The sequence below is a fragment of the Streptomyces scabiei 87.22 genome (assembly GCF_000091305.1).
In the GTDB taxonomy this organism is placed as follows: Bacteria; Actinomycetota; Actinomycetes; order Streptomycetales; family Streptomycetaceae; genus Streptomyces; species Streptomyces scabiei.
Map to the genome: position 1 here is coordinate 4,782,581 of NC_013929.1, position 21,475 is coordinate 4,804,055.

Genomic DNA, 21,475 nt, shown 5'->3' on the forward strand with positions numbered 1-21,475 from the left:
GGCGTACGTGCTGCCGCCCTCGGGACGGTCATTTCTCAACTGTCCATATGTGACTGCCTCTTCGGCACGCATTCTCCCCAGGGCGGACCTCTCACGTGACCCATCCTGTCGATCCGCACCAACCGAGCCGGCCGGTCGGCGCTGGTCAACCTCCCCACGGCGGGCCGCACCAGGCACCGCCCGCGTACCCGGTTCCCGGTGCGCCGCCGACCATGCCGCAGTACGGCGGCCCGGCCCACCCTCCGCAGGCGTACGCGCAGGGCCCCGCGCATCCGCCTCCGGCGCAGCCGCCCTACCAGGCGGCTCCACCCCAGCAGTTCGCACCGCCGCCGTACCAGCAACAGCAGCATCCCCAGCAGCACTACCCGGCGCCTCCGCAGGCACCACAACCCCCCTACGCCACGCAGCAGATGCCGCCGCCCCAGGCACCCCACCATCCGCTGTACGCGGCTCCGCAGGCCCCGGCCCACGCACAGCCCGCCCAGCCGCAGTACGCACAGCCCGCCCAGCCGCCGTCGGCTCTTCCTCAGACGACGCAGTACCAGCAGTACGCACCGCCTCCCCCGGCCCCGCCCACCACCGCCCCCGGTGTCTCATTTCCCGCTGCCCACATCCCGGCGGGGACACCCGAGGTCCGCCGGGGTGCCGATTCCACGTCCGTGACCACCCTGCTGCTCAACATCCCCCTCTTCCTGGGCAGCCTGCTGGTGATGTTCCTGGTATCGCTGTCCATGCCGAGCGGTGTGGACGTGGCGTTCGTCGTCACCTGGCTGGCATCGGGCGTCCTGGTGTTCAACCGGCCGGCCGAACGCGGCCTGGCGAAGCTGTACTTCAAGATGCGTGAACCCCTGGGCAGCGAACTCGCCGTTCTCCAGCCGATCTGGGACGAGGTCACCCATCGCGCCGGCATCGACGGGTCCAGGTACGACCTGTGGATGGAGGACACCGACGAACTGAACGCCTCCGCCGCCGCAGGTCACATCGTCGGGGTCACCCGCGGCGCCATGCGCAACCTTCCGCCCCAGCACCTGGCCGCCGTACTCGCGCACGAGCTGGGCCATCATGTCGGCGGCCACGCGTGGGCCGGGCTGCTCGGCCACTGGTACGCCGTACCCGCCCGGCTCGTCATGAGTGCCCTGCGGCTCGTGATCCGCGTCCTCGCCCGGATCTCCGAGATCCTCGCAGGGCTGTTCGTGATATTCCTCGGGATACTGGCCATCGCCCTGCTGTTCACCTTCCCGGCCGCGCTGGCCCTCTACGCCGTACCGTTCCTGCTCGCCTGGTCCGGGCGACAGAGCGAACTGCGGGCCGACCGGTTCGCGGGCCTGATCGGCTACGGCCCCCTCCTGGTCGCCGTGTTCACCGGATGGCACGCGCAGGGGGCCGACGACGCCCGCCGGAAGCAGCGGCCGATGGCGCGCCTCATGTCCACGCACCCGCCGATCCACAAGCGCATACGCGCGATCGAGACCTTCGTCGCCTGACCGGCCTGGAGCCCTCCCATGACGATCGAGAACACCGAGGCCGGGCCGCTCGGCCCGTATCTGAGACTCTTCGACCCCGGACAGCGCGTCGGCTGGGTCTACCGCGACCCCGAGTCCCTGCGTCAGCCCTTCGTCGAAGCCGAGCCGCAACGCCAGGCGCTGGACGGCAGCTACGAGAACCGCGTACAGGCCGCCCGGCTGGACCGCAAGGACCGCATCAGCTCCGCGCTGAGGATCGGTATCCCCGTCGCGGTGGTCTCCTACCTGCTGAGCCTCCTCTTCACGGTGATGCTCACCCTCGGCGGTGTCGTCATCGGCATCCAGGTGGCGCGGGCCCTCTACGCCTCGCTGCGGTTCTCCTTCGCCACCCGCGCCCGCACCGCCCAGGAGAAGGCGCTGGAGGAAAGGTTCCAGCACGACTGGCAGTCATGGCACCAGCGCTGGACGCTCCACGAGGGACAGCAGACGCAGTGGGTCGCCGGCCTGGACGCCTGGGGAGCCCTGCCTTTCGGAGCGGACACCCGGCGGCTGGACGTCTTCGGGGGCAGCCAGCGCGGGCGGGAGGGCTTCCTCACCGTGTTCGGCGCGTCGACGCTGCGCGACCGGCCACTGATCGTGCTGGACCTGACCCAGGCCCTGGTGTGCCGTGAGTTGTCCGTGCTCGCCGAGGCGGGCGGCGTCCCTGTGGACGTGCAACTGCTGCCCAGTCGTATGACGGAGAGCGGCATCGTGGGCGGGCTCGCGCCCCACGAACTGGTGCAGGCCCTGGTCGAGGCCATGCACGGCGACAGCCCGGAGTCGGGCCGGGCCGAGCGGGCCGTGTACACCCGGATCCTCACGCAACTGTGCGGCGCTCTGGGTGAGGACGTGTCCCTTGCGCGGATCGGTGCCGGGTTGCGGGTCCTGGTGGGTGAGACCGACGACGCCAAGGCGCTGAGCAGGGAGGAGCGCAACCGCATCGCGGACGACCTGTTCACCGACAAGAACAAGGACCAGATGCGGGACAGCCTCATCCGGCTGGCGTCCTTCGTCCACCCGCTGGAGCAGCTGGGGACGGCCCGTGAGGGCCGCGGGCCCGGCTATCTGACGTGTGTCGCCCTGGACTTCAGCGCGGGTTCGGCGAGCACGGAACTGCTGGCCGACCTCGCCATGCAGAGCGTGATGCGGCGGCTCTCCTCGTTCCAGGAGGAGGCCCCGGGCGTCGTCGTGGTGCTCGGCGAGCAGGGCCTCCAGCGACGCCATCTCGAGAGCCTAGCCCAGCTCTGCGAGCGGCGCGGAGCACAACTCACGTTCGTGCACTCGCATTTGAGGGAGGCGGGCGAGGAACTCATCGGCGGTGGAACGGTCGCCTTCATGCGGCTCGGCAATCACCAGGAAGCCACGGTCGCCGCGGACTTCCTGGGCCGCCACCATTCCTTCGTCCTGCACTCCCTGACGGACACCGAGGGGCGGACCGTCAACACGTCGGTCGCCAAGACGCTCGGATCCTCCCTCAGCCGATCCACCACGACCAGCCACTCGGTCACCGAGGGCAGGAACTGGGGCAGCAGCAGATCCTCCACCTACCAGGGCTGGTTCAACCCGCTCTCGACCTCGGACTCCGCCAACTCCGGGGGCAGCTACAGCGAGACCACCGGCACCTCCACCAGCACCACGCACACCACGAACGAGTCCACCACCCACACGACCGGTGACAGCGACAGCACAAGCCTGGCGACCGGGCGGCAGCGCGTCTACGAGTACGCCCTCGAACCCACGCAGCTCCAGTCGCTCGCCGAGTTCAACCTGCTGGTGGTGGAGCGGCAGCCCGGCGGAGCCGTGCAGGTGCACGCCGCCGACTGCAACCCCAATGTCGTCCTGCTGGACCGGGTGAGCACACAGCCGTTGCCCCGCTTCGACGCCCTGCCGCACCACAGCCCGGCCCCCGCCATCGCCGCGGAGCAGGCGCACCCGGAGCCACAGCATCACTACCCGCCGGTGCAGCCCGGAACAGCGCAACAGCCGTACGCCGCAGCGCTGCAGCAGCCGTACGCCGCCGCTCCTCAGGCGATGCCGCCCCACCAGCCGTATGTTCCGGCGGCACCGCATACCCCGGGAACCCCGTGGTCGCCGTCACCGGGTCAGCCGGCCGATCCCCGCGCCTGGGGTGTGCCCCAGCAGCCGACCCCGCCCCAGCAGCCTCCGGGCGGCTGGACCCAGGGGCCGCCGCCGAACTGGCCGGGGCAGCAGTAGCCACAGGTTCGAGAGGACACCGACAACCCGGGACGGGAAGCGTATCGATGGCCCACCAGATCGCCGGCCGCAGTCCGCGGCAGGTGCTCGACGAGTTGCTCGCGCTCGAGATCAGCGGCTGGCCCGGGCGCTGGTCCGCGATGCCGGAGGGCGAGGAAGACCTGAAGCAGTGGTACGGAGGCCTCGGTTGGGAGCCGCTCTGGCACCACAACCACCGGCAGTACGTGCGTACGGCCCCTGGAGGGCTTTTCCACTTCGTCCGGCACGGGAGGACCAGGCAGCCGATCACATCCATCAGCTCAACCATCTGGGCGCTCCGCGGAGAGACACTCGACGAGAACCCACGGCTGCGGGACCTGGCCCTCGAGCGTTCGCAGGCCTACGCGGAGGCCGTCACCGCGGAGTTGGGAGCGCCCTCGTGGCAGGGTGCGCTGAACTCCGGTGACTTCCCCGTGGTGCCGCGGAACGCTTCCCGGGGCGGCGCGGAGCGACCCCGACGCCTGGCGCTGTGGCACCTCGACGGCCCGGGGTCGCCTTCGATCGAACTCACCGTGCTGCTCGGCATGGGGTCCGAGGAACAGCCCCGGCTCGCGAGCACACGGATCGAACTGCACGCCCACCACGCGGGGGATCACCGTTGACTCAGACTTCGAGAAGGGTTTCCGAGAGGGGTGACAGGTAGTGGCGACGGCACGACGCAACCGGACTCCCGCCCAACTGGTCGACGAGTTCCGGGCACTCGAGCGCGTGCACTGGCCCACGGTGTGGGCGGGGCCGCCCGCTCCGGGCCGGCCGCTGGAGGACTGGTGCGCCCAGTTCGGCTGGACGCCGCGGTCCGCCGAATGGGTCCTGGACGTCAGCAGCCCCACCGGGCAGGGCATGGCGCTCTATCCCGTCCAGGAGCGAGGTTGGGCGCCGGTGCACTTCGTCAGCTGGACCCCTTGGGGTCTGAGCGCCGACAACACCACCGAGAACGACGCCGTCCTCGACCGTGCCGTCGACGCCTGGAGCGCCTACGAAGCGGCTCTCCGGCCCCTCCTCGGTGAACCGGAGTACTCGGGCGCCTGGGACGATGCGGACTTCCCCGAGCCTTGGCACGAACACCACTGGCTCATGCCCCGCGATCTCCGGCTGGAGCACATGAGCCCGTACCGGATGACGATCTGGCGGGAGCGCCATGCCGAGGACCGCATCACCGTCCTGAAGGTGAACCTGGGCCTCGCACCCGAACCGGGCGAACTGCGAACACCGCTGATCAACATCACCTGCCGCCCACCCGAGATCTGATCCGTCCGGCCACGCGGCGCGGTGGTCAGATGGGGCGGGGCGTGGCCGGGCGCCAGATCCGCAGGTCGAGCTGTGCGGCTTCGCTCTCGTAGCCCCGCTCCAGGAATCCGCCGCGCATGAAGAGCCCGATGGCGGGAGCGGGCTCGCCCGCTGAGGGCCAGATCGCCACCCAGCGGGTGTCGAGTTTGAGACTCAGGCCATGGCTCCGGCTCTTCCACTCCTTCGGGTACCCCCGTCCGTTCGGGTCGCCGCAGTACCCGGGTTCGCCCAGGATCTCGGTGGCCGCAGCCACGCAGTCCGTCCACAGGGTTGCCGCGGGGTCGAGCACGTTCGTGTGGTGGCGCGAGGAGGGCTCGGAGCTGATCCTCCAGAGCTTGGCCTCCAGCCAGTTCACGCGTGCGGGGTAGCGGAGCACCGGTGGCAGCCACAGCGTGAGGTCTTCCCCGGTGGTGACGGAGACACACTGTGATGTGTCGACGCCGGACACGGTCCAGCCGATCCTTCGCGCCCAGCGCTCCAGTTCGTCGACCGAGGAGAATGCCCGGTTCCACTCGTGGGCGCCGAAGATCGCGTCCCAGTCCCAGCTCGCGACCGCTCGCAGCTGTGTGCCCACGTCCTGCCAGGTCGTGTCCGGCATGTCCACCGGGTCCGGATCGCCGAGGATTCGCGGGGCGCCCGGGGCCGTGCCTCTCCTGGTGACCTGGACGACCTTCTCCACCTCGGCGTCACTGTCGTCCAGGACGATACGCGCGGGGTCGTGCAGGTTCAGGTCGACGGAGTGCCGGCCGAAGGCGTCGGCGAAAATCTCGAGGGCGATCACCGCGGCCCCGGGCTCCTGCGGATTCCACACGGCCAGCCGGTACGGGTTGTACCGCCGCCGCTCGTCATCGGCTCCGAACCTCCGGCCGAAGCTGACCGGAAATCCGGCACCGTCCCAGGCGCCGTCCCACGTGGGCGCGCCGAGAACACTCCGAGCGGCCGCCAGGTAGTCGGCCCACGCCGTGGCCGCCTCAGCCGCTTCCCTGGTGTGCACCCCCTTGTGCCGGTCAGGATCGCCGCCGGACCACAGCCGATGAGAGGCCCGGGCGTAATCCCGCGAGTGGGACGTCGTGGTCACCAGGTCATGCCGCTTGCCGGTGCGGGTCTGCACCGTTATCGGCCCCCAGTCGTTGGTGCGCCACTGGAAGTCGATCACCTGCCAGTCGAACTGGGCGAGCCACGCGGGGTCGGGCCGGTAGCCACCACCTGCTCCTGGCCAGACCTTCCGCCAGTCCACTTCGGTCAGTACGGCGAGCTCCGTCGCCAACTCCCGCGGTGTCGTGCGGACCTTGGGTCCGGATACCGGCTCGCTGTTCACAACTGGCAAGGAAATCAACTCCCTCAGGCGCCGGAGGTGGCGGCTGCGCCCTTGGCGCTGACCTCGTCGATGTCGTCGAGGACCGCGCGGGCGTCGCGGACGTTCATCTCCAACATGCCGCGCTCGTAGTTCCGGGGATCATGCCGGTAGCGGGCCCTACCCACCTCCGACACGAACGCGCCGGCCGGAATGGCATCCTGGTCCGGAGGAAGGAACTTGAGCATCTCCTCGTACGCCGCGACGACGTAGGCTATCGCTCCCCGAAACTTGTGGTGCTCCGACTCAGGGGTGTTGAGGAGCTGAATTCCCGCGGATTCGGCGAGTCGGCCCGCCACTTCCTCGAACTCCGCGGGATCGATGATCTGCGAAGGCTCTGCCCCACCGAAGGCCGGCGGGGGCGGCGGAATCTCTTCCGTCATACGGAACTCGAAACGGCGGGTCCGTCCGCACGGCGCACAAGCACCCTCGTACACCGCGAACAGAGCATCGCCGCGCAGCTCCAGGCGATGCCGACGGTCGAACTCGCCCGACCCGCACTCACAGCGATGCAGGTCCATGTACAGATGTGCTTCGGCGGATGAGCGCGCTGTCAACATCACTTGATCCTAGGCTCTGTTCGGCTCACGCGAGCCGCCCGGCAGCCTCACCAACCGCCCCCGACCGAACTGGCCCCGGGACCCGACACTCGACACGGAAGGGCCCGGAGGTTCAGGTGAACCTCCGGGCCCTTCCGCGTACAAAAAAATCTTCCGTGTACGCGGGATGGTCAGTCCGACGGCGCCGGACGCCCCTTCGGCCGCCACACCACCAACGCGCTGCTCTGCTGCATCTCCTGGTACGGCACCAGGTCGCGTCGGTACGAGGCGTGGACCGCGGCCTCGCGCTGGCGCATGGTCGCGGCGGCGCCGTCGAGGGCGGCCTCCATCTCGGCGACCCTCGACTGGAGGGCCGCGACCTGGTTCTCCAGCTCGATGATGCGCTTGATGCCGGCCAGGTTGATGCCCTCGTCCTGCGACAACTGCTGGACGGTGCGCAGCAGTTCGATGTCACGGGCCGAGTAGCGACGGCCGCGCCCGGCGGTGCGGTCCGGGGAGACCAGACCCAGGCGGTCGTACTGGCGCAGGGTCTGCGGGTGCAGACCGGACAGCTGGGCGGCCACCGAGATGACGTACACCGGTGTCTCTTCCGTCAGCTCGTACGCTCTGCCCAACGGGTTCTGTCTACGGCGGCCGTCCATCACCTTCATGCTCCCTTCGCGGCCTGGAACAGCTCCGCCCGCGGGTCCTCGTCCGCGGTCGCCTCGCGATACGCCTCCAGGGCGTCACGAGCCTTCCCCGACAGGTCCTTCGGAACACTCACCTCGACGGTGATCAGCAGGTCCCCGCGAGTACCGTCCTTGCGGAAGGCGCCCTTGCCCCGGGCCCGCATCGTACGGCCGTTGGGGGTGCCCGGAGGCAGTTTCAGGGTGACCGGCGGTCCGCCCAGGGTCGGGACCCGGACCTCACCGCCCAGGGCCGCCTCGGCATAGGTCACCGGGACGGTCACCGTGAGGTTGTCGTCCTTGCGGCCGAACACCGGGTGCGGGTCGACGTGCACGACGACGTACAGGTCGCCCGCAGGTCCGCCCCGTTCCCCGGGCGCGCCCTTGCCCCGAAGCCGGATCCGCTGGCCGTCGGAGACGCCCGCCGGGATCCTGACCTGCATGGTGCGGGAGGACTTGGCGCGGCCCGACCCCTTGCAGATGTCGCAGGGGTCCTCGGCGATCAGGCCCCGGCCCTTGCAGTCCGGGCACGGGTCGGTCAGGGAGAAGCCGCCGCCCGAGCCCCGCGCGACCTGGCCGGTGCCGACGCACGTCGGGCACACCCGGGGTGTGCCGTTGGCGTCGCCGGTGCCGGAACATGCCTTGCAGGGAGACTGCGAGGACATCCTGAGCGGGACGGTCGCCCCCTCGATGGCCTCGGTGAAGCTCAGCGTGACCTCGGACTCGATGTCCTGGCCGCGCCGGGGCTGCACCCGCGTGGTGCCGGAGCTGCCCCGGTTGAACAGGCCGCCGAAGACATCGCCGATGCCCCCGCCGAAGCCGCCCGCCTGTCCCCCGCCCTGGGCGCCGCCTCCGAAGAGGTCGCCCAGGTCGAAGTTGAACGAGCCGCCGCCGGCGCCCGGCCCCGGGCGGAACCCGCCGTTGCCGAAGAGGGCGCGGGCCTCGTCGTACTCCTTGCGCTTCTTGGGGTCACCGAGGATGTCGTTGGCCTCGGAGATCTCCTTGAAGCGCTCCTCGGCCTTGACGTTCCCCTTGTTGGCGTCCGGGTGGAACTCGCGGGCGAGCTTCCGGTACGCCTTCTTGATCTCGGCCTCGGTGGCGTCCTTGGGGACGCCGAGGACCTTGTAGTAGTCCTTCTCGATGAAGTCCTTGGTACTCATCCGCGACGTCCCTCCTTCCGCTCGTCCCGCAGGCCGCCTGCGTCAGCCCTCGTCCGGGCCACCGCTCTCCTTGTCGTCGGCACCGGAGGCACCTTCGGCCTCCTCTGCCTTCGCGGTCTGCGCACCGGGCTGCGGTTCGGCCACGGCCACCCGCGCGGGGCGGATGGTGCGCTCGCCGATGCGATACCCCGGCTGGAGAATCGCCACGCACGTCGTCTCGGTGACGTCGGGCGCGTAACTGTGCATCAGGGCCTCGTGGATCGTCGGGTCGAAGGGCTCGCCCTCCTTGCCGAACTGCTGCAGGCCCATCTTCGCCGCGACCGTCTCCAGCGACTCGGCGACGGACTTGAAGCCGCCGACGAGTTCGCCGTGCTCCCGCGCCCGGCCGATGTCGTCGAGCACGGGCAGGAGTTCGGTCAGGAGGTTCGCGACGGCGATCTCCTTGACCGTGATCCGGTCGCGCTCGACCCGTCGGCGGTAGTTCTGGTACTCGGCCTGGAGGCGCTGGAGGTCCGTCGTGCGCTCACCGAGCGCCGTACGCACCTGGTCCAGCTGTGCCGTCAGACCGGCCACCTGGGCTGTCGCAGCCGCGTCCCCGGCCGGGGCCGCCCCCTCCTGGGAGGCGGCCTTCGGCTCGGCGTCGTCAGAGCCGGAGGGGACATCAGGCTGCTGCGGCTGAGCCGACTGCGGCTGCTGCTCGTCGAAGCCCGGGGTCTCCTCCGTCACGCGGCACCGTCCTTGCGCTCACGGTCCTCGTCGACGATCTCGGCGTCCACGACGTCGTCGTCGGCCTTGGCGTCACCGGCGCCGGCGCCGGCCTCGCCACCCGCGGCCTGCGCGGCCTGGGCGTCGGCGTACAGGGCCTGGCCGAGCTTCTGCGAGACGGCGGCGACCTTCTCGGTGGCCGTGCGGATCTCGGCGGTGTCCTCACCCTTGAGGACTTCCTTCAGCTCGGCGACGGCGGCCTCGACCTCGGTCTTGATGTCGCCCGGGACCTTGTCCTCGTTGTCCTTGAGGAACTTCTCGGTCTGGTAGACGAGCTGCTCGCCCTGGTTGCGGCTCTCGGCGGCCTCGCGGCGGGCGTGGTCCTCCTCCGCGTACTTCTCGGCCTCCTGGCGCATCCGGTCGACCTCGTCCTTCGGCAGCGAGGAGCCGCCGGTGACGGTCATCTTCTGCTCCTTGCCCGTGCCCAGGTCCTTCGCGGTCACGTGCATGATGCCGTTGGCGTCGATGTCGAAGGCGACCTCGATCTGCGGGACACCGCGCGGGGCGGGCGGCAGACCGGTCAGCTCGAACATCCCGAGCTTCTTGTTGTACGCCGCGATCTCGCGCTCGCCCTGGTAGACCTGGATCTGCACGGACGGCTGGTTGTCCTCGGCGGTGGTGAAGATCTCGGACCGCTTGGTCGGGATCGTCGTGTTCCGCTCGATGAGCTTGGTCATGATGCCGCCCTTGGTCTCGATACCGAGGGACAGCGGGGTCACGTCGAGGAGCAGGACGTCCTTGACCTCACCCTTGAGGACACCGGCCTGCAGCGCGGCGCCGATGGCGACGACCTCGTCCGGGTTCACGCCCTTGTTGGCCTCGTTGCCGCCGGTCAGTTCCTTGACCAGCTCGGCGACGGCGGGCATACGGGTGGAACCGCCGACGAGAACGACGTGGTCGATCTCGGAGAGGGCGATGCCGGCGTCCTTGATGACGTTGTGGAACGGCGTCTTGCAGCGCTCCAGCAGGTCGGCCGTCAGCTGCTGGAACTGGGCCCGGGTGAGCTTCTCGTCCAGGTGCAGCGGGCCCTCGGCGGAAGCCGTGATGTAGGGCAGGTTGATCGAGGTCTCCGTGGAGGAGGACAGCTCGATCTTCGCCTTCTCGGCGGCCTCGCGCAGACGCTGCAGGGCCATCTTGTCCTTGGCGAGGTCCACGCCGTGGCCGGCACGGAACTGCTGCACCAGGTAGTCGACGACGCGCTGGTCCCAGTCGTCACCACCGAGGTGGTTGTCACCGTTGGTGGCCTTCACCTCGACGACGCCGTCACCGATCTCCAGGAGCGACACGTCGAAGGTGCCGCCGCCGAGGTCGAAGACGAGGATCGTCTGGTCGTCCTTGTCGAGGCCGTAGGCGAGGGCGGCGGCGGTGGGCTCGTTGACGATACGGAGCACGTTCAGCCCCGCGATCTCACCGGCCTCCTTCGTCGCCTGGCGCTCGGAGTCGTTGAAGTACGCCGGGACGGTGATGACCGCGTCCGCGACCTTCTCACCCAGGTACGCCTCGGCGTCGCGCTTCAGCTTCTGCAGGATGAAGGCGCTCATCTGCTGCGGGTTGAAGTGCTTCCCGTCGAGCTCGATCTTCCAGTCCGTGCCCATGTGACGCTTGACGGACCGGATGGTCCGGTCCACGTTCGTGACCGCCTGGCGCTTGGCGACCTCGCCGACGAGCACCTCACCGTTCTTGGCGAAGGCGACGACGGACGGCGTGGTCCTGGCGCCCTCTGCGTTGGTGATGACGGTGGGCTCGCCGCCTTCAAGAACGCTGACGACGGAGTTAGTCGTGCCCAGGTCGATGCCGACCGCACGTGCCATTTCAATTCCTCCAACAATGACTTGAGTGGAACGGACTCAAGTGTGCACGACGGCTCCCGATGGGTCAACAGAGCTGAGTCGAGTAGGCTCAACTCTTATGTTTTCCTTATACGCAACCACGCGCTGACCTGCGAATACGGGACGGTGGCGGCTGTGTGCACAAGGGTGATGACAGCCGGGCGGGGCCGGGAGCCAGGGGAGCCGGGGCCAGGGGAGCCGGTACCCCACCTACCCGACCTACCCCACCTACTCCGCCCACTCCACCTACCCCACCCACCCCCGCCGCCCCAGCTCCGCCGCTTCCTGGCGGCCGAGGCGGCTCGGCCGGGGCGAGGGGCCGGGGGCGCGGCCCCCCGGGATGGACCGACGGGCGGCGGCGCCCGGCACCCGGTGGACGCCCGTCGGCACCGCCCGGGCGCCGGTGGCCCGCGCACGCCGGGCGACGGCACCAGCGGCGGCCGGAACAACCCCCGTACCGGCCCCCGCACCGGCCCGCGCACCCCGCGGCGGCCCCACCGGCACGAAGAGCATCCCGAGGACGACCAGCCCGGCCGCCCCCGCCACCCACCACGCGGTCCCCGGCTCCGTCCACAGCATGTGGATGGCGAGCCCCACCCCGGCGGACCCCGCCGCGAGCATCCCCAGCACGACGACCACCCCCGGCGGCGTGAGACCGATCCTCCGCAGCCGGTGGGCGAGATGGTCCGGCCCGCCCCGCCACAGTTCCCGCCCCGCCCGCTTCCGCGAGACGAGGACGAGGACCGCGTCGACGGTCGCCACGGCCGTGAGGGCGAAGGGCGCCCCGACACCCGCCCCGTACCCGACGGCGTACACGTGCAGGACGCCCCCCGCGAGCACGAAGCCCACGAAGAGCGCCCCGCAGGTGCCGAGCACGACCCGCGCGGGCGGCCAGTTGTGCATCAGGAACCCGGTGAGCGCGGCCGCCAGCACGCTGAACAGCGTCGCCAGACCGTCCATGACCTCGGCCGCCGCGCACCCGCTCAGCGCGAACGCGGTGACGGCACCGACCACCCCGAGCGCCCCGTCGGACCGCGTCATCCCCTTGAACCCGTGCACCACGAGAGCGATCCAGGCGATCCCGGAGACCCCGCCCAGCACGCCCAGTTCGTGGTACGGCACCACCAGCGCGGCGGCGGCGACGACCCCCGCCGCCGCCAGCACCGGCGGCAGCCGCCACACGTCACCGACCAGGCCGAGCAGCCCCAGACCGGCGCCCGCGACGATCAGCCGGCCTGCCTCCTGCCCCAGCGGAGCGACCCCGCTCCACTCCCCCACCCACGCCACGGCCCCCACCCCGGCCATCACCGCGACTCCGCCGAGCACCGGCACCCGGCGTCCGCGCCGCCGCTCCACGATCCCCAGCCGCAGCGCGGGCAGGCGTACGGCCGCCGAGAGCACGGCGGTCAGCAACAGGGCGGAGGCGGCGGCGAGGATTCCGTACAGCACGGGTCCACGTTAGGTGCGAATGTCACAATTTCTCATGAATAACACGATCGTTTTGAAACAGCGCGCCCACACCACCCTCGGCCCCGCGTCCGCCGCCGGACCCGGCGCAGGCCCCCGTCCCCTCACCCCGGTACCACCCTCCGCGCGACAGGCCCGCACTCAGGCAACCCTCAGCGACGCAGATCACCGCCCCCCTGGCTACAGTGCGGCTGGAGAACTGGGTAGTCTCAGACGGACTGCATAAGTTACCGCTTAGTAATGACCTCTCATGATCTCCGAGGAGCCGGGCAGGCACCCCGGAGGAAAACCCTCGCAGGCCCGAGGAGCCCCCAATGCAACTCGCCGCGATCATCGTGTCGCTGGTTTTGACCGTGGTCGGCGTTGCGCTCATCGCCCGAGCCGTGGCGCAGATCTACCGCTTCGTGAAGCTCGGTCAGCCGGTGCCTGCGGGCAGCCGCACGGACGACCCGAAGGCGCGCACGATCACCCTGGTCAAGGAGTTCCTCGGCCACACCCGGATGAACCGGTGGGGGATCGTCGGCTTCGCCCACTGGTTCGTCGCGATCGGCTTCCTGACGCTGCCGCCCACCCTCGCCCAGGCGTACGGCCAGCTGTTCCAGGCCGACTGGACGCTGCCGGTGATCGGCGGCTTCCTGCCGTTCGAGATGTACATCGAGTTCATCGGTGTGATGACGATCCTCGGCATCCTGGTGCTGATCGCCGTCCGGCTGCTCAACCTGCCCTCCCGGGCCGGCCGCAAGTCGCGTTTCGCGGGCTCCAAGGCCTGGCAGGCGTACTTCGTCGAGTACGTCATCCTCACCATCGGCCTCGCGATCTACACCCTGCGCGGTCTCGAGGGCGCCATCCACCACGTGGACCACTACGAGGCCGGCTACTTCGCCTCGTACCCGCTGGTCACGGCCTTCCGGGACCTGGACCCGAGCACCCTGCAGAACCTGGTGTACTTCACCGCGATGATCAAGATCGGTGTCTCGCTGATCTGGATGATCACGGTGTCGCTCAACACCAACATGGGTGTCGCCTGGCACCGCTTCCTCGGCTTCCCGAACATCTGGTTCAAGCGCAACGCCGACGGCGCGACGGCGCTCGGCGGCCTCCAGCCCATGACCTCGGGCGGCAAGCCGATCGACTTCACCGACCCCGGTGACGACGACGTCTTCGGTGTCAGCCAGGTGGAGCAGTTCTCCTGGAAGGGCATCCTCGACTTCTCGACCTGCACCGAGTGCGGCCGCTGCCAGTCGCAGTGCCCGGCCTGGAACACCGGCAAGCCGCTGTCCCCGAAGCTGCTGATCATGTCGCTGCGGGACCACGCGCACGCCAAGGCCCCCTACCTGCTCGCCGGTGGCGGCAAGAGCATGGAGGGCGAGGAGAAGGCGTCCGAGGAGCAGTTGAAGGACGTGCCCGCCGCGGCCCTGGCCGAGGCCGAGCGCCCGCTGATCGGGACCGTCGAGGAGAACGGCGTCATCGACCCGGACGTCCTGTGGTCCTGCACCACCTGCGGCGCCTGCGTCGAGCAGTGCCCGGTCGACATCGAGCACGTCGACCACATCGTCGACATGCGCCGCTACCAGGTGATGATCGAGTCCGCGTTCCCGTCCGAGGCGGGCACGATGCTCAAGAACCTGGAGAAGAAGGGCAACCCCTGGGGCCTGGCGAAGAAGCAGCGCCTGGAGTGGCTCAAGGAGGTCGAGTTCGAGGTCCCGGTCGTCGGCAAGGACATCGAGGACCTGTCCGAGGTCGAGTACCTGTACTGGGTCGGCTGCGCCGGCGCCCTCGAGGACCGCGCCAAGAAGACCACCAAGGCCTTCGCCGAACTGCTCCACATGGCGGGCGTGAAGTTCGCCATCATGGGCGGCGACGAGAAGTGCACCGGTGACTCCGCCCGCCGCCTCGGCAACGAGCCCCTCTTCCAGGAGCTCGGCATGGAGAACGTGGCCGCGCTGAACATGGCCTTCGGCGAGGAGACGGACGACGAGGGCAAGGTCGTGCCCGAGTCCGCGAAGCCGAAGTCGGCGAAGAAGATCGTCGCCACCTGCCCGCACTGCCTCAACACGCTCGGCAACGAGTACCCGCAGCTCGGCGGCGACTACGAGGTCATCCACCACACCCAGCTGCTCCAGCACCTCATCGACGAGGGCAAGCTGATCCCGGTGACCCCGGTCGAGGGCCTGATCACCTACCACGACCCGTGCTACCTGGGCCGTCACAACAAGATCTACACGCCCCCGCGCGAGATCATGTCGGCCGTCCCGGGCCTGCGCCAGCAGGAGATGCACCGCCACAAGGAGCGCGGCTTCTGCTGCGGTGCCGGTGGCGCGCGGATGTGGATGGAGGAGCGGATCGGCAAGCGCATCAACAACGAGCGCGTCGACGAGGCCCTGTCCCTGAACCCGGACATCGTCTCCACCGCCTGCCCGTTCTGCCTCGTCATGCTGACCGACTCGGTCAACGGCAAGAAGAACGACGGCAAGGCCAAGGAGTCCATCACGGTCGTCGACGTCGCCCAGCTGCTGCTGGAGTCCGTCAAGACACCCGTCCCGGACGAGGACGAGCCCCCGGCGGGCTCGACGGACGCGGAGAGCGAGCCGGAGCCGCAGCCGGTCGAGTAGCGCTCCGCGCACGGCAGTTCGGTACGGTGCCCCCGGTCCGCTCGGACCGGGGGCACCGCCACGCCACGGCACGGCACGCACGGCTCGGCACGCACGGCTCGGGACGTGCTGCTCGGGACGTGCTGCTCGGAAGGACGGACTGCTCAGAAGGACGTACGGCTCGTGCCCGCGCCGCTACCCCTCCTCGGCCGCGAGCAGGGCCTCGACCTCCGGCGGCAGGTCGTCGCCCACGCGGACCATGAAGAACGGCTTCTCGTCCGCCGAGAAGCGGATCGCGATCGCGTCGGCCGGGTCCAGCCCCTTGATCTCGTACGCCCGGTACGCCTGCGGTTCGGCCGAGGGGTCGACCTCGCCGGGCGTGTCCCAGCAGGGCACCGCACGGGCGAGCCCGGCCCGGGCCCCCAGCTCGATCCTCGCGTCGCCCCGGCCGATGTACTCCTCGTTCCCGTACTCCACGACGAGCGCACACTTCCCCACGTCCGCGCCGCCGCCGTCGCCGCTGTCCGAACCGCCGTCGCCCGTGTCGTCCCCCGGCTCGTCGTTCACGTCGGTGCCCTCGCCGTCACCGCCCCGCGCGTCCTTCCCGAAGAGGCGCTCGGCCGTCTCCCTCACCCCTCCGTCCCCGCCCATGCGAACCACGACGCGCACCTCGCCCTCCGGGGAGTCGCGGACCGCGATCGCGTCCTCGGTGTCGACGCCCTTGATGGCGTAGGCCGTGTAGTCCCCCAGGTCCCCGGGGGCCACCCGGTCCTCCTCGCCGCCGCCCTGGTCCTCGCAGACCGAGTCCCGTGCGGTGCCCACCTCGGCGCCGAGAGTGTGGCGGACCTTGCCGGCGTCGACGTAGGTCCGGTCGTCGTAGTCGACGGCGAACACGCACGAGGCCGAACTCGTGCCCCCGGTCTCCAGTGCCGCGCACCCGACGGCCAGGGGTGTCATCGCAAGGACGGTCAGGGCGATCCGTGCACGGGTACCGCTCAGCATCATGTCTCCCACCGTTCGACGGCACGTCTGTCGTGGCCTCGCACCGCAGACGCACGAGTGCCGGAGAACGTTCGGCGCACGCGGCCCGCCCAACCCCGCTGTCTGTCGCCCGAGTTCACGTACAACCCCCTCACCCCTTCGGCGGTCTCCTGTTCGCCGACGCTCTCCCGGCCCCTGCCGCACCCAGGCGCACGGGACGGAACGGGCACCCCATCGCCGGTGGCGCCCGCTGCCGGACGTCCCGCAAGCCGCAGGAGATCCCGCATGCACCAGCACCTGCGACTCGCCCTCGCGACGGCCTCGGTGGCCGCGCTGACCGGCGGTCTGCTCACCTTCTCGGCCACGAACGCCACGGCCGCCGACCCGGTCCCCCACCCCGTGGCCGACTTCGACGGCGACGGCTTCGGCGACGTCGCGTACTCGGCCGCCGTCGCCACGGTGGACGGCAAGGCCGACGCCGGTCAGATCGTCGCCCTGTACGGCTCGCCGCGCGGGGTGACGGCCGCGGACCGCACCACGATCAGCCAGAACACGCCCGGCATCCCCGACAGTGCCGAGGTCGGCGACGGCTTCGGCTCGGTCGGCGCGTACGGCGACTTCGACGGCGACGGCTTCGACGACCTCGCGGTGTCCGCGTCCACGGAGGACACCGCAGGCGTGCGGGACACCGGCACGGTCACGATCGTGTGGGGTTCACCGCGCGGCCTGTCCGGCGGTACGGCACTGGCGGACCCGGCACCCTCCGCGCACGGCGGCTGGGGCAAGTCGCTGGCGGCGGGCGACTTCGACGGCGACGGCACGGAGGACCTCGCGGTCGGCACCGCGTCGAGCACGGTCCATGTGTTCGGCGACGGCATCGCCAGGTCGGGCAAGCCCGGCTCGTACCGCACCGTCAAGGCACCCATCAGGTCGGAGGAGTTCACGGGCGCGCTCGACCTCACCGCGGGCGACGTCAACGGCGACCGGCGGACCGACCTGATCGTCAGCGGCATCGTGACCGGCGGCGCATGGCGCCACAACGTCAACTTCTACCTACCCGGCACGGCCACCGGCCTGTCCGTCGCCTCGGCCCGGAAACTGAAGCCCGGCCTCGTCAGCGCCATCGGCGACATCGACGGCGACGGTTACGGCGACATCGTCACAGGCCAGCACTGGGACCCGATCGACGACCCCGACGTACTCTCCGCGCCCGGCTCCGTCCTCGGCGGCAAGATCAACATCACCTACGGCTCGGCCGCCGGACCGGTGACGGCCTCGACCACGGCGGTGTCCCAGGACACCGGCCGGGTCCCCGGCACCTCCGAGCGCGGCGACGGCTTCGGCTCCGAGGTCTCGCTCGGCGACATCGACGGCGACGGCTTCCAGGACCTGGTGGTGGGCACGCCCGACGAGGACCTGTCGGGGGTCGTCGACACCGGCGCGGTGACGGTCCTCCACGGCTCGGCCGCCGGTCTGGACACGCAGTCCGGCTTCCAGTACTTCACCCAGGCCACGGCCGGCGTCCCCGGCACGAACGAGACGTACGACGGCTTCGGCTCCGAGGTGAAGCTCACCGACGTCACCGGCGACGGCAGGGCGGACCTGACGGTCGGCAGGCCCGGCGAGAACGGCGGCAACGGGTCCGTGGTCCAGCTGCTCTCCGACGGCACGAGGATCACCACGACCGGCGTGCGCACCCTCGCCCCGTCCGCCGTGGGTGTGTCGACCCACGGTTCGCCGAACCTCGGCGGCGAGGCGGCCGACTGACCGTAGGCACACACCGCACGCACCGCACACACCACGTGCACCGCGTGCACCGCGTGCACCGCGTGCACCGCATGCGAAAACTTTCTCGAACTCCCGTACAACCCTCCTGCCGCCTCACCGGTCTCTTGTTCGCCAACTTTCACGTGAAGCTCAGGCGAACTCCGGGCGAACACGGACAGAAAGCACCCCATTTGACTGCGGGACGTCTGCCAGGCGTCCCGCATGCGGCAGGAGATTCCCGCATGCACAAGCACCTGCGACTCGCCCTCGCGACGGCCTCGGCGGCCGCGCTGACCGGCGGTCTGCTCACCTTCTCGGCCGCGACGGCGACGGCGGCCGACTCGGTCCACCACCCCGTGGCCGACTTCAACGGCGACGGCTTCGGCGATGTCGCGTACTCGGCGGGCAACGCCACCGTCGGCGGCAAGAGCGGCGCCGGCCAGATCGTCGCCCTGTACGGCTCGGCGAGCGGCGTGACCTCGTCGAAGCGCACCACCATCAGCCAGAACACCACCGGTGTCCCCGGCAGCGCGGAGAAGAACGACGGCTTCGGCTGGGTCAGCGCCTACGGCGACTACAACGGCGACGGCTTCGACGACCTCGCCGTGTCCGCACCGGGCGAGGACGTCGACGGCGACACCGACGGCGGCACGGTCCTCATCGTCTGGGGCTCGGCGAAGGGTCTGTCCGGCGCCACCACGGTCAAGGACCCGGCCGCCTCCTCGCACGACGAGTGGGGCACGGCCCTCGCGTCCGGCGACTTCGACGGCGACGGCACGGAAGACCTCGCGGTCGGCTCCTCCTCGAACCGCGTCTACGTCTTCAAGGGCGGCATCACCAAGTCCGGCACGGCCGGCGGCCGCTACAGCTTCACCACCGACATCCGCTCCGGCGGCAACACCGGCACCCTGGTGATGAGCGCGGGCGACGTCAACGGCGACAAGCGGACCGACCTCGTCGTCAACGGCTTCGAGACCGACACCGACTGGGGCTACAACACCAACTGGTACGTGCCCGGCACCGCCTCCGGCCTCAGTGCGGCCGGAGCGCAGGAGCTGAAGCGCGGCATCATCACCGGCATCGGCGACATCAACGGCGACGGCTTCGGCGACATCGTCACCGGCCAGGACTGGGACCCGTCGAAGGACGGCAGCGAGCCCTCCGTGCCCGAGTCCTCCACCGGCGGCAAGGTGCACATCGCCTACGGCTCCGCCGACGGCCCGGCCACCACGGTCGCGGTGACGCAGAACACCGGCAACGTGCCCGGCTCCTCCGAGCGCGGCGACTGGTTCGGCAGCGAGCTGTCCCTCGGCGACATCAACGGCGACGGCAGGACCGACCTGGTGGCCGGGGCCCCCGGCGAGAACCTCGGCGGGGTCGTCGACGCGGGCGCCCTGACGATCCTGTACGGCGCGGAGTCCGGCCTGAACACCACGTCCGGCTACCAGTACTTCGCCCAGTCCACGGCCGGTGTCCCCGGCTCGGACGAGACGGAGGACCACTTCGGCAGCGACGTGAAGCTCACCGACGTCAACGGCGACGGCAAGGCGGACCTCACGGCCGGCGCGTACGGCGAGAACGACTACAACGGCTCGTTGCTCTACCTGCCCTCCAACGGCACGAAGATCACCACCACCGGCTCCCGCTCCCTCGCCCCGTCCGCGGTCGGCGTCTCCACGGCCGGCCAGCCGGTCTTCGGCGCGAACGCGGCCAACTGACGCACCGGTCCGCCGGGCAGGACCCGCATCCGGCAAGGGTGCGGGTCCTGCCCGCGAAGGGCGCGCCCCGCCCGCCACGGCCCTCCTCCCTCCTGGAGTCCCCATGCGCACTCGCCCCTTCCTCCTGGCCGCGGCCCTCCTCGCCTCCGGACTGACGCCGCTCGCCCTGGCCGCTCCCGCGAGCGCGGCGGTCGCCAGGTTCGCGGACGACTACAACGGCGACGGCTACCGCGACCTCGCGGTGGGCGCGCCGGGCACCGATGTCGACGGCGCGTCGTCGGCCGGCGCGGTGATCGTGCTCTACGGCTCGAAGTCGGGCGTCTCGGCAGCGAACCGGAGCGTGATCACCCAGAACACGAGCGGAGTGGCCGGCAAGGCCGAGCGGCAGGACTCCTTCGGCGCCAGCCTCGCCTCCGCCGACTTCGACAAGGACGGGTACGCGGACCTGGCCGTCGGCGCGACCGGCGAGGGCGTCGGCGTCGACACGTACGTGGGCCAGGTGACCATCCTGTGGGGCGGCAGGAAGGGCCTCTCGGGCGGCACCGCGCTGCCCCAGCCCTCCGACATCGCCGCCGAGCAGGGTTACGGCCACGGCCTCGCGGCGGCCGACTTCAACGGTGACGGTTCACCCGACCTCACCGTCACCGGCCTCCGGCAGACCCGGATCTACCACGGCCCGTTCAAGAGGACCACCGGCGCGGCGGCGAGCGCGAGCTACGTCAAGACCGTCGGCTCCACGCGCGACGTCGGCGCGGGCGACCTCACCGGGGACAGGGCCGCCGAGCGTGTCTACACCGAGTTCACGGCCGCCGACCCCGGCGGCCGGGTCAGGTACCACACGTACAAGGGCGGGAAGACCACCGTCGTCGACATGCCGAAGGCCGAGGGCGACGGCCGCGTCACGGTCGGCGACATCAACGGCGACGGCTACGGCGACCTCGTCCTCGCCAACCCCGAGGACCCGGCGCTCCAGGAGGGCACCGGCCACCTGGGCGGCCAGGTGGAGATCTGGTACGGCGGCAAGGGCGGCCCGGACCTCACGCAGACCCCGACGGTCGTCAACCAGGACACCCCCGGCGTGCCGGGCACGGGAGAGGAGAGCGACTTCTTCGGCGGCTCGCTCTCCGTCGGCGACATCAACGGCGACCGGTACGCCGACCTCGCGGTCGGCGCGCGGTACGAGGGCGTGGGCGGCACACCGTTCGCCGGCTCGGTCACCGTCCTGTACGGCTCGGCCGCCGGTCTGACCACCAAGGGCGCCCGGTCCTACCACCAGGCCACCGCGGGCGTCCCCGGCACCCCCGAGACCCAGGACGGCTTCGGCGGCGCCGTCCGCCTGATCGACCTGAACCGCGACGGCAGGGCCGAACTGGTCGTCGCGGCCCCCGGCGAGAACACCCGGGGCGCCCTCCTGGTCCTCAAGGGCACGGCCTCCGGCCTCACCACCAAGGGCGCCAGGAGCATCACGGCGACGAACGTCGGGCTCGAGGAGACCGCGTACAGCTTCGGCGCGCAGCTCGCCCAGTAGCCCCGCCCTTCCCTCTCCTCGCTCTTCCCTCTCTTCTCCCCTTCGAAG

General features: G+C 70.6%; 16 protein-coding genes. 8 read left to right on the forward strand and 8 right to left on the reverse strand.

Annotated features, from left to right (window positions below; all coding sequences use genetic code 11):
* Positions 1–212 precede the first annotated feature (212 nt).
* The 4 genes from SCAB_RS20210 to SCAB_RS20225 are packed head-to-tail and all read left to right on the forward strand — an operon-like array spanning position 213 to position 5,003.
* Positions 213–1,484, forward strand: a complete 1,272-nt coding sequence (locus SCAB_RS20210; RefSeq protein ID WP_231885095.1) for a M48 family metalloprotease — start codon at positions 213–215, stop codon at positions 1,482–1,484.
* An 18-nt stretch (positions 1,485–1,502) separates the two neighbouring features.
* Positions 1,503–3,716: a hypothetical protein gene (locus SCAB_RS20215; protein WP_013001931.1), complete on the forward strand. Its 2,214-nt coding sequence runs from the start codon at positions 1,503–1,505 to the stop codon at positions 3,714–3,716.
* Between the two features lie 47 nt (positions 3,717–3,763).
* Positions 3,764–4,357: a hypothetical protein gene (locus SCAB_RS20220; protein ID WP_013001932.1), complete on the forward strand. Its 594-nt coding sequence runs from the start codon at positions 3,764–3,766 to the stop codon at positions 4,355–4,357.
* A gap of 40 nt (positions 4,358–4,397) precedes the next feature.
* The gene (locus SCAB_RS20225) at positions 4,398–5,003 is read left to right on the forward strand and encodes a hypothetical protein (RefSeq protein WP_013001933.1); all 606 of its coding nucleotides are present in this window, start codon (positions 4,398–4,400) and stop codon (positions 5,001–5,003) included.
* A gap of 25 nt (positions 5,004–5,028) precedes the next feature.
* On the opposite strand, the gene SCAB_RS20230 is transcribed toward SCAB_RS20225, so the two are convergent.
* From SCAB_RS20230 to SCAB_RS20260, 7 genes are all read right to left on the reverse strand, one after another.
* A complete protein-coding gene (locus SCAB_RS20230; protein WP_013001934.1) occupies positions 5,029–6,360 on the reverse strand; it encodes a hypothetical protein in 1,332 nt (443 codons plus the stop codon).
* A 23-nt stretch (positions 6,361–6,383) separates the two neighbouring features.
* Positions 6,384–6,956, reverse strand: a complete 573-nt coding sequence (locus SCAB_RS20235; protein WP_013001935.1) for a hypothetical protein — start codon at positions 6,954–6,956, stop codon at positions 6,384–6,386.
* 170 nt (positions 6,957–7,126) lie between these two features.
* Complete coding sequence (locus SCAB_RS20240; RefSeq protein WP_037727690.1) at positions 7,127–7,597, reverse strand: heat shock protein transcriptional repressor HspR; 471 nt, start codon at positions 7,595–7,597, stop codon at positions 7,127–7,129.
* Positions 7,598–7,602: 5 nt separating this feature from the next.
* On the reverse strand, positions 7,603–8,781 hold the full coding sequence (dnaJ, locus tag SCAB_RS20245) for a molecular chaperone DnaJ (RefSeq protein WP_013001937.1): 1,179 nt from the start codon (positions 8,779–8,781) through the stop codon (positions 7,603–7,605).
* Positions 8,782–8,823: 42 nt separating this feature from the next.
* On the reverse strand, positions 8,824–9,507 hold the full coding sequence (grpE, locus tag SCAB_RS20250) for a nucleotide exchange factor GrpE (RefSeq protein ID WP_013001938.1): 684 nt from the start codon (positions 9,505–9,507) through the stop codon (positions 8,824–8,826).
* Complete coding sequence (gene dnaK, locus SCAB_RS20255) at positions 9,504–11,357, reverse strand: molecular chaperone DnaK (RefSeq protein WP_005483619.1); 1,854 nt, start codon at positions 11,355–11,357, stop codon at positions 9,504–9,506. Before dnaK ends, grpE begins: the two co-directional genes overlap by 4 nt.
* A gap of 264 nt (positions 11,358–11,621) precedes the next feature.
* Entirely contained in the window at positions 11,622–12,824 is a 1,203-nt protein-coding gene (locus SCAB_RS20260) for an MraY family glycosyltransferase (protein ID WP_013001939.1), read from the reverse strand.
* A 332-nt stretch (positions 12,825–13,156) separates the two neighbouring features.
* Between SCAB_RS20260 and SCAB_RS20265 the strand changes: the two genes are divergently transcribed.
* Complete coding sequence (locus tag SCAB_RS20265) at positions 13,157–15,454, forward strand: (Fe-S)-binding protein (protein WP_013001940.1); 2,298 nt, start codon at positions 13,157–13,159, stop codon at positions 15,452–15,454.
* 174 nt (positions 15,455–15,628) lie between these two features.
* Here SCAB_RS20265 and SCAB_RS20270 read toward each other — a convergent pair whose 3' ends face one another.
* Positions 15,629–16,438: a DUF6281 family protein gene (locus SCAB_RS20270; RefSeq protein WP_013001941.1), complete on the reverse strand. Its 810-nt coding sequence runs from the start codon at positions 16,436–16,438 to the stop codon at positions 15,629–15,631.
* 261 nt (positions 16,439–16,699) lie between these two features.
* Between SCAB_RS20270 and SCAB_RS20275 the strand changes: the two genes are divergently transcribed.
* The 3 genes from SCAB_RS20275 (at position 16,700) to SCAB_RS20285 (ending at position 21,427) form a co-directional block, all read left to right on the forward strand.
* The gene (locus SCAB_RS20275; protein WP_013001942.1) at positions 16,700–18,181 is read left to right on the forward strand and encodes an FG-GAP and VCBS repeat-containing protein; all 1,482 of its coding nucleotides are present in this window, start codon (positions 16,700–16,702) and stop codon (positions 18,179–18,181) included.
* 242 nt (positions 18,182–18,423) lie between these two features.
* Positions 18,424–19,899, forward strand: a complete 1,476-nt coding sequence (locus tag SCAB_RS20280; protein WP_013001943.1) for an FG-GAP and VCBS repeat-containing protein — start codon at positions 18,424–18,426, stop codon at positions 19,897–19,899.
* Between the two features lie 103 nt (positions 19,900–20,002).
* Positions 20,003–21,427, forward strand: a complete 1,425-nt coding sequence (locus tag SCAB_RS20285) for an FG-GAP-like repeat-containing protein (protein ID WP_013001944.1) — start codon at positions 20,003–20,005, stop codon at positions 21,425–21,427.
* The last annotated feature ends 48 nt before the right edge of the window (positions 21,428–21,475 follow it).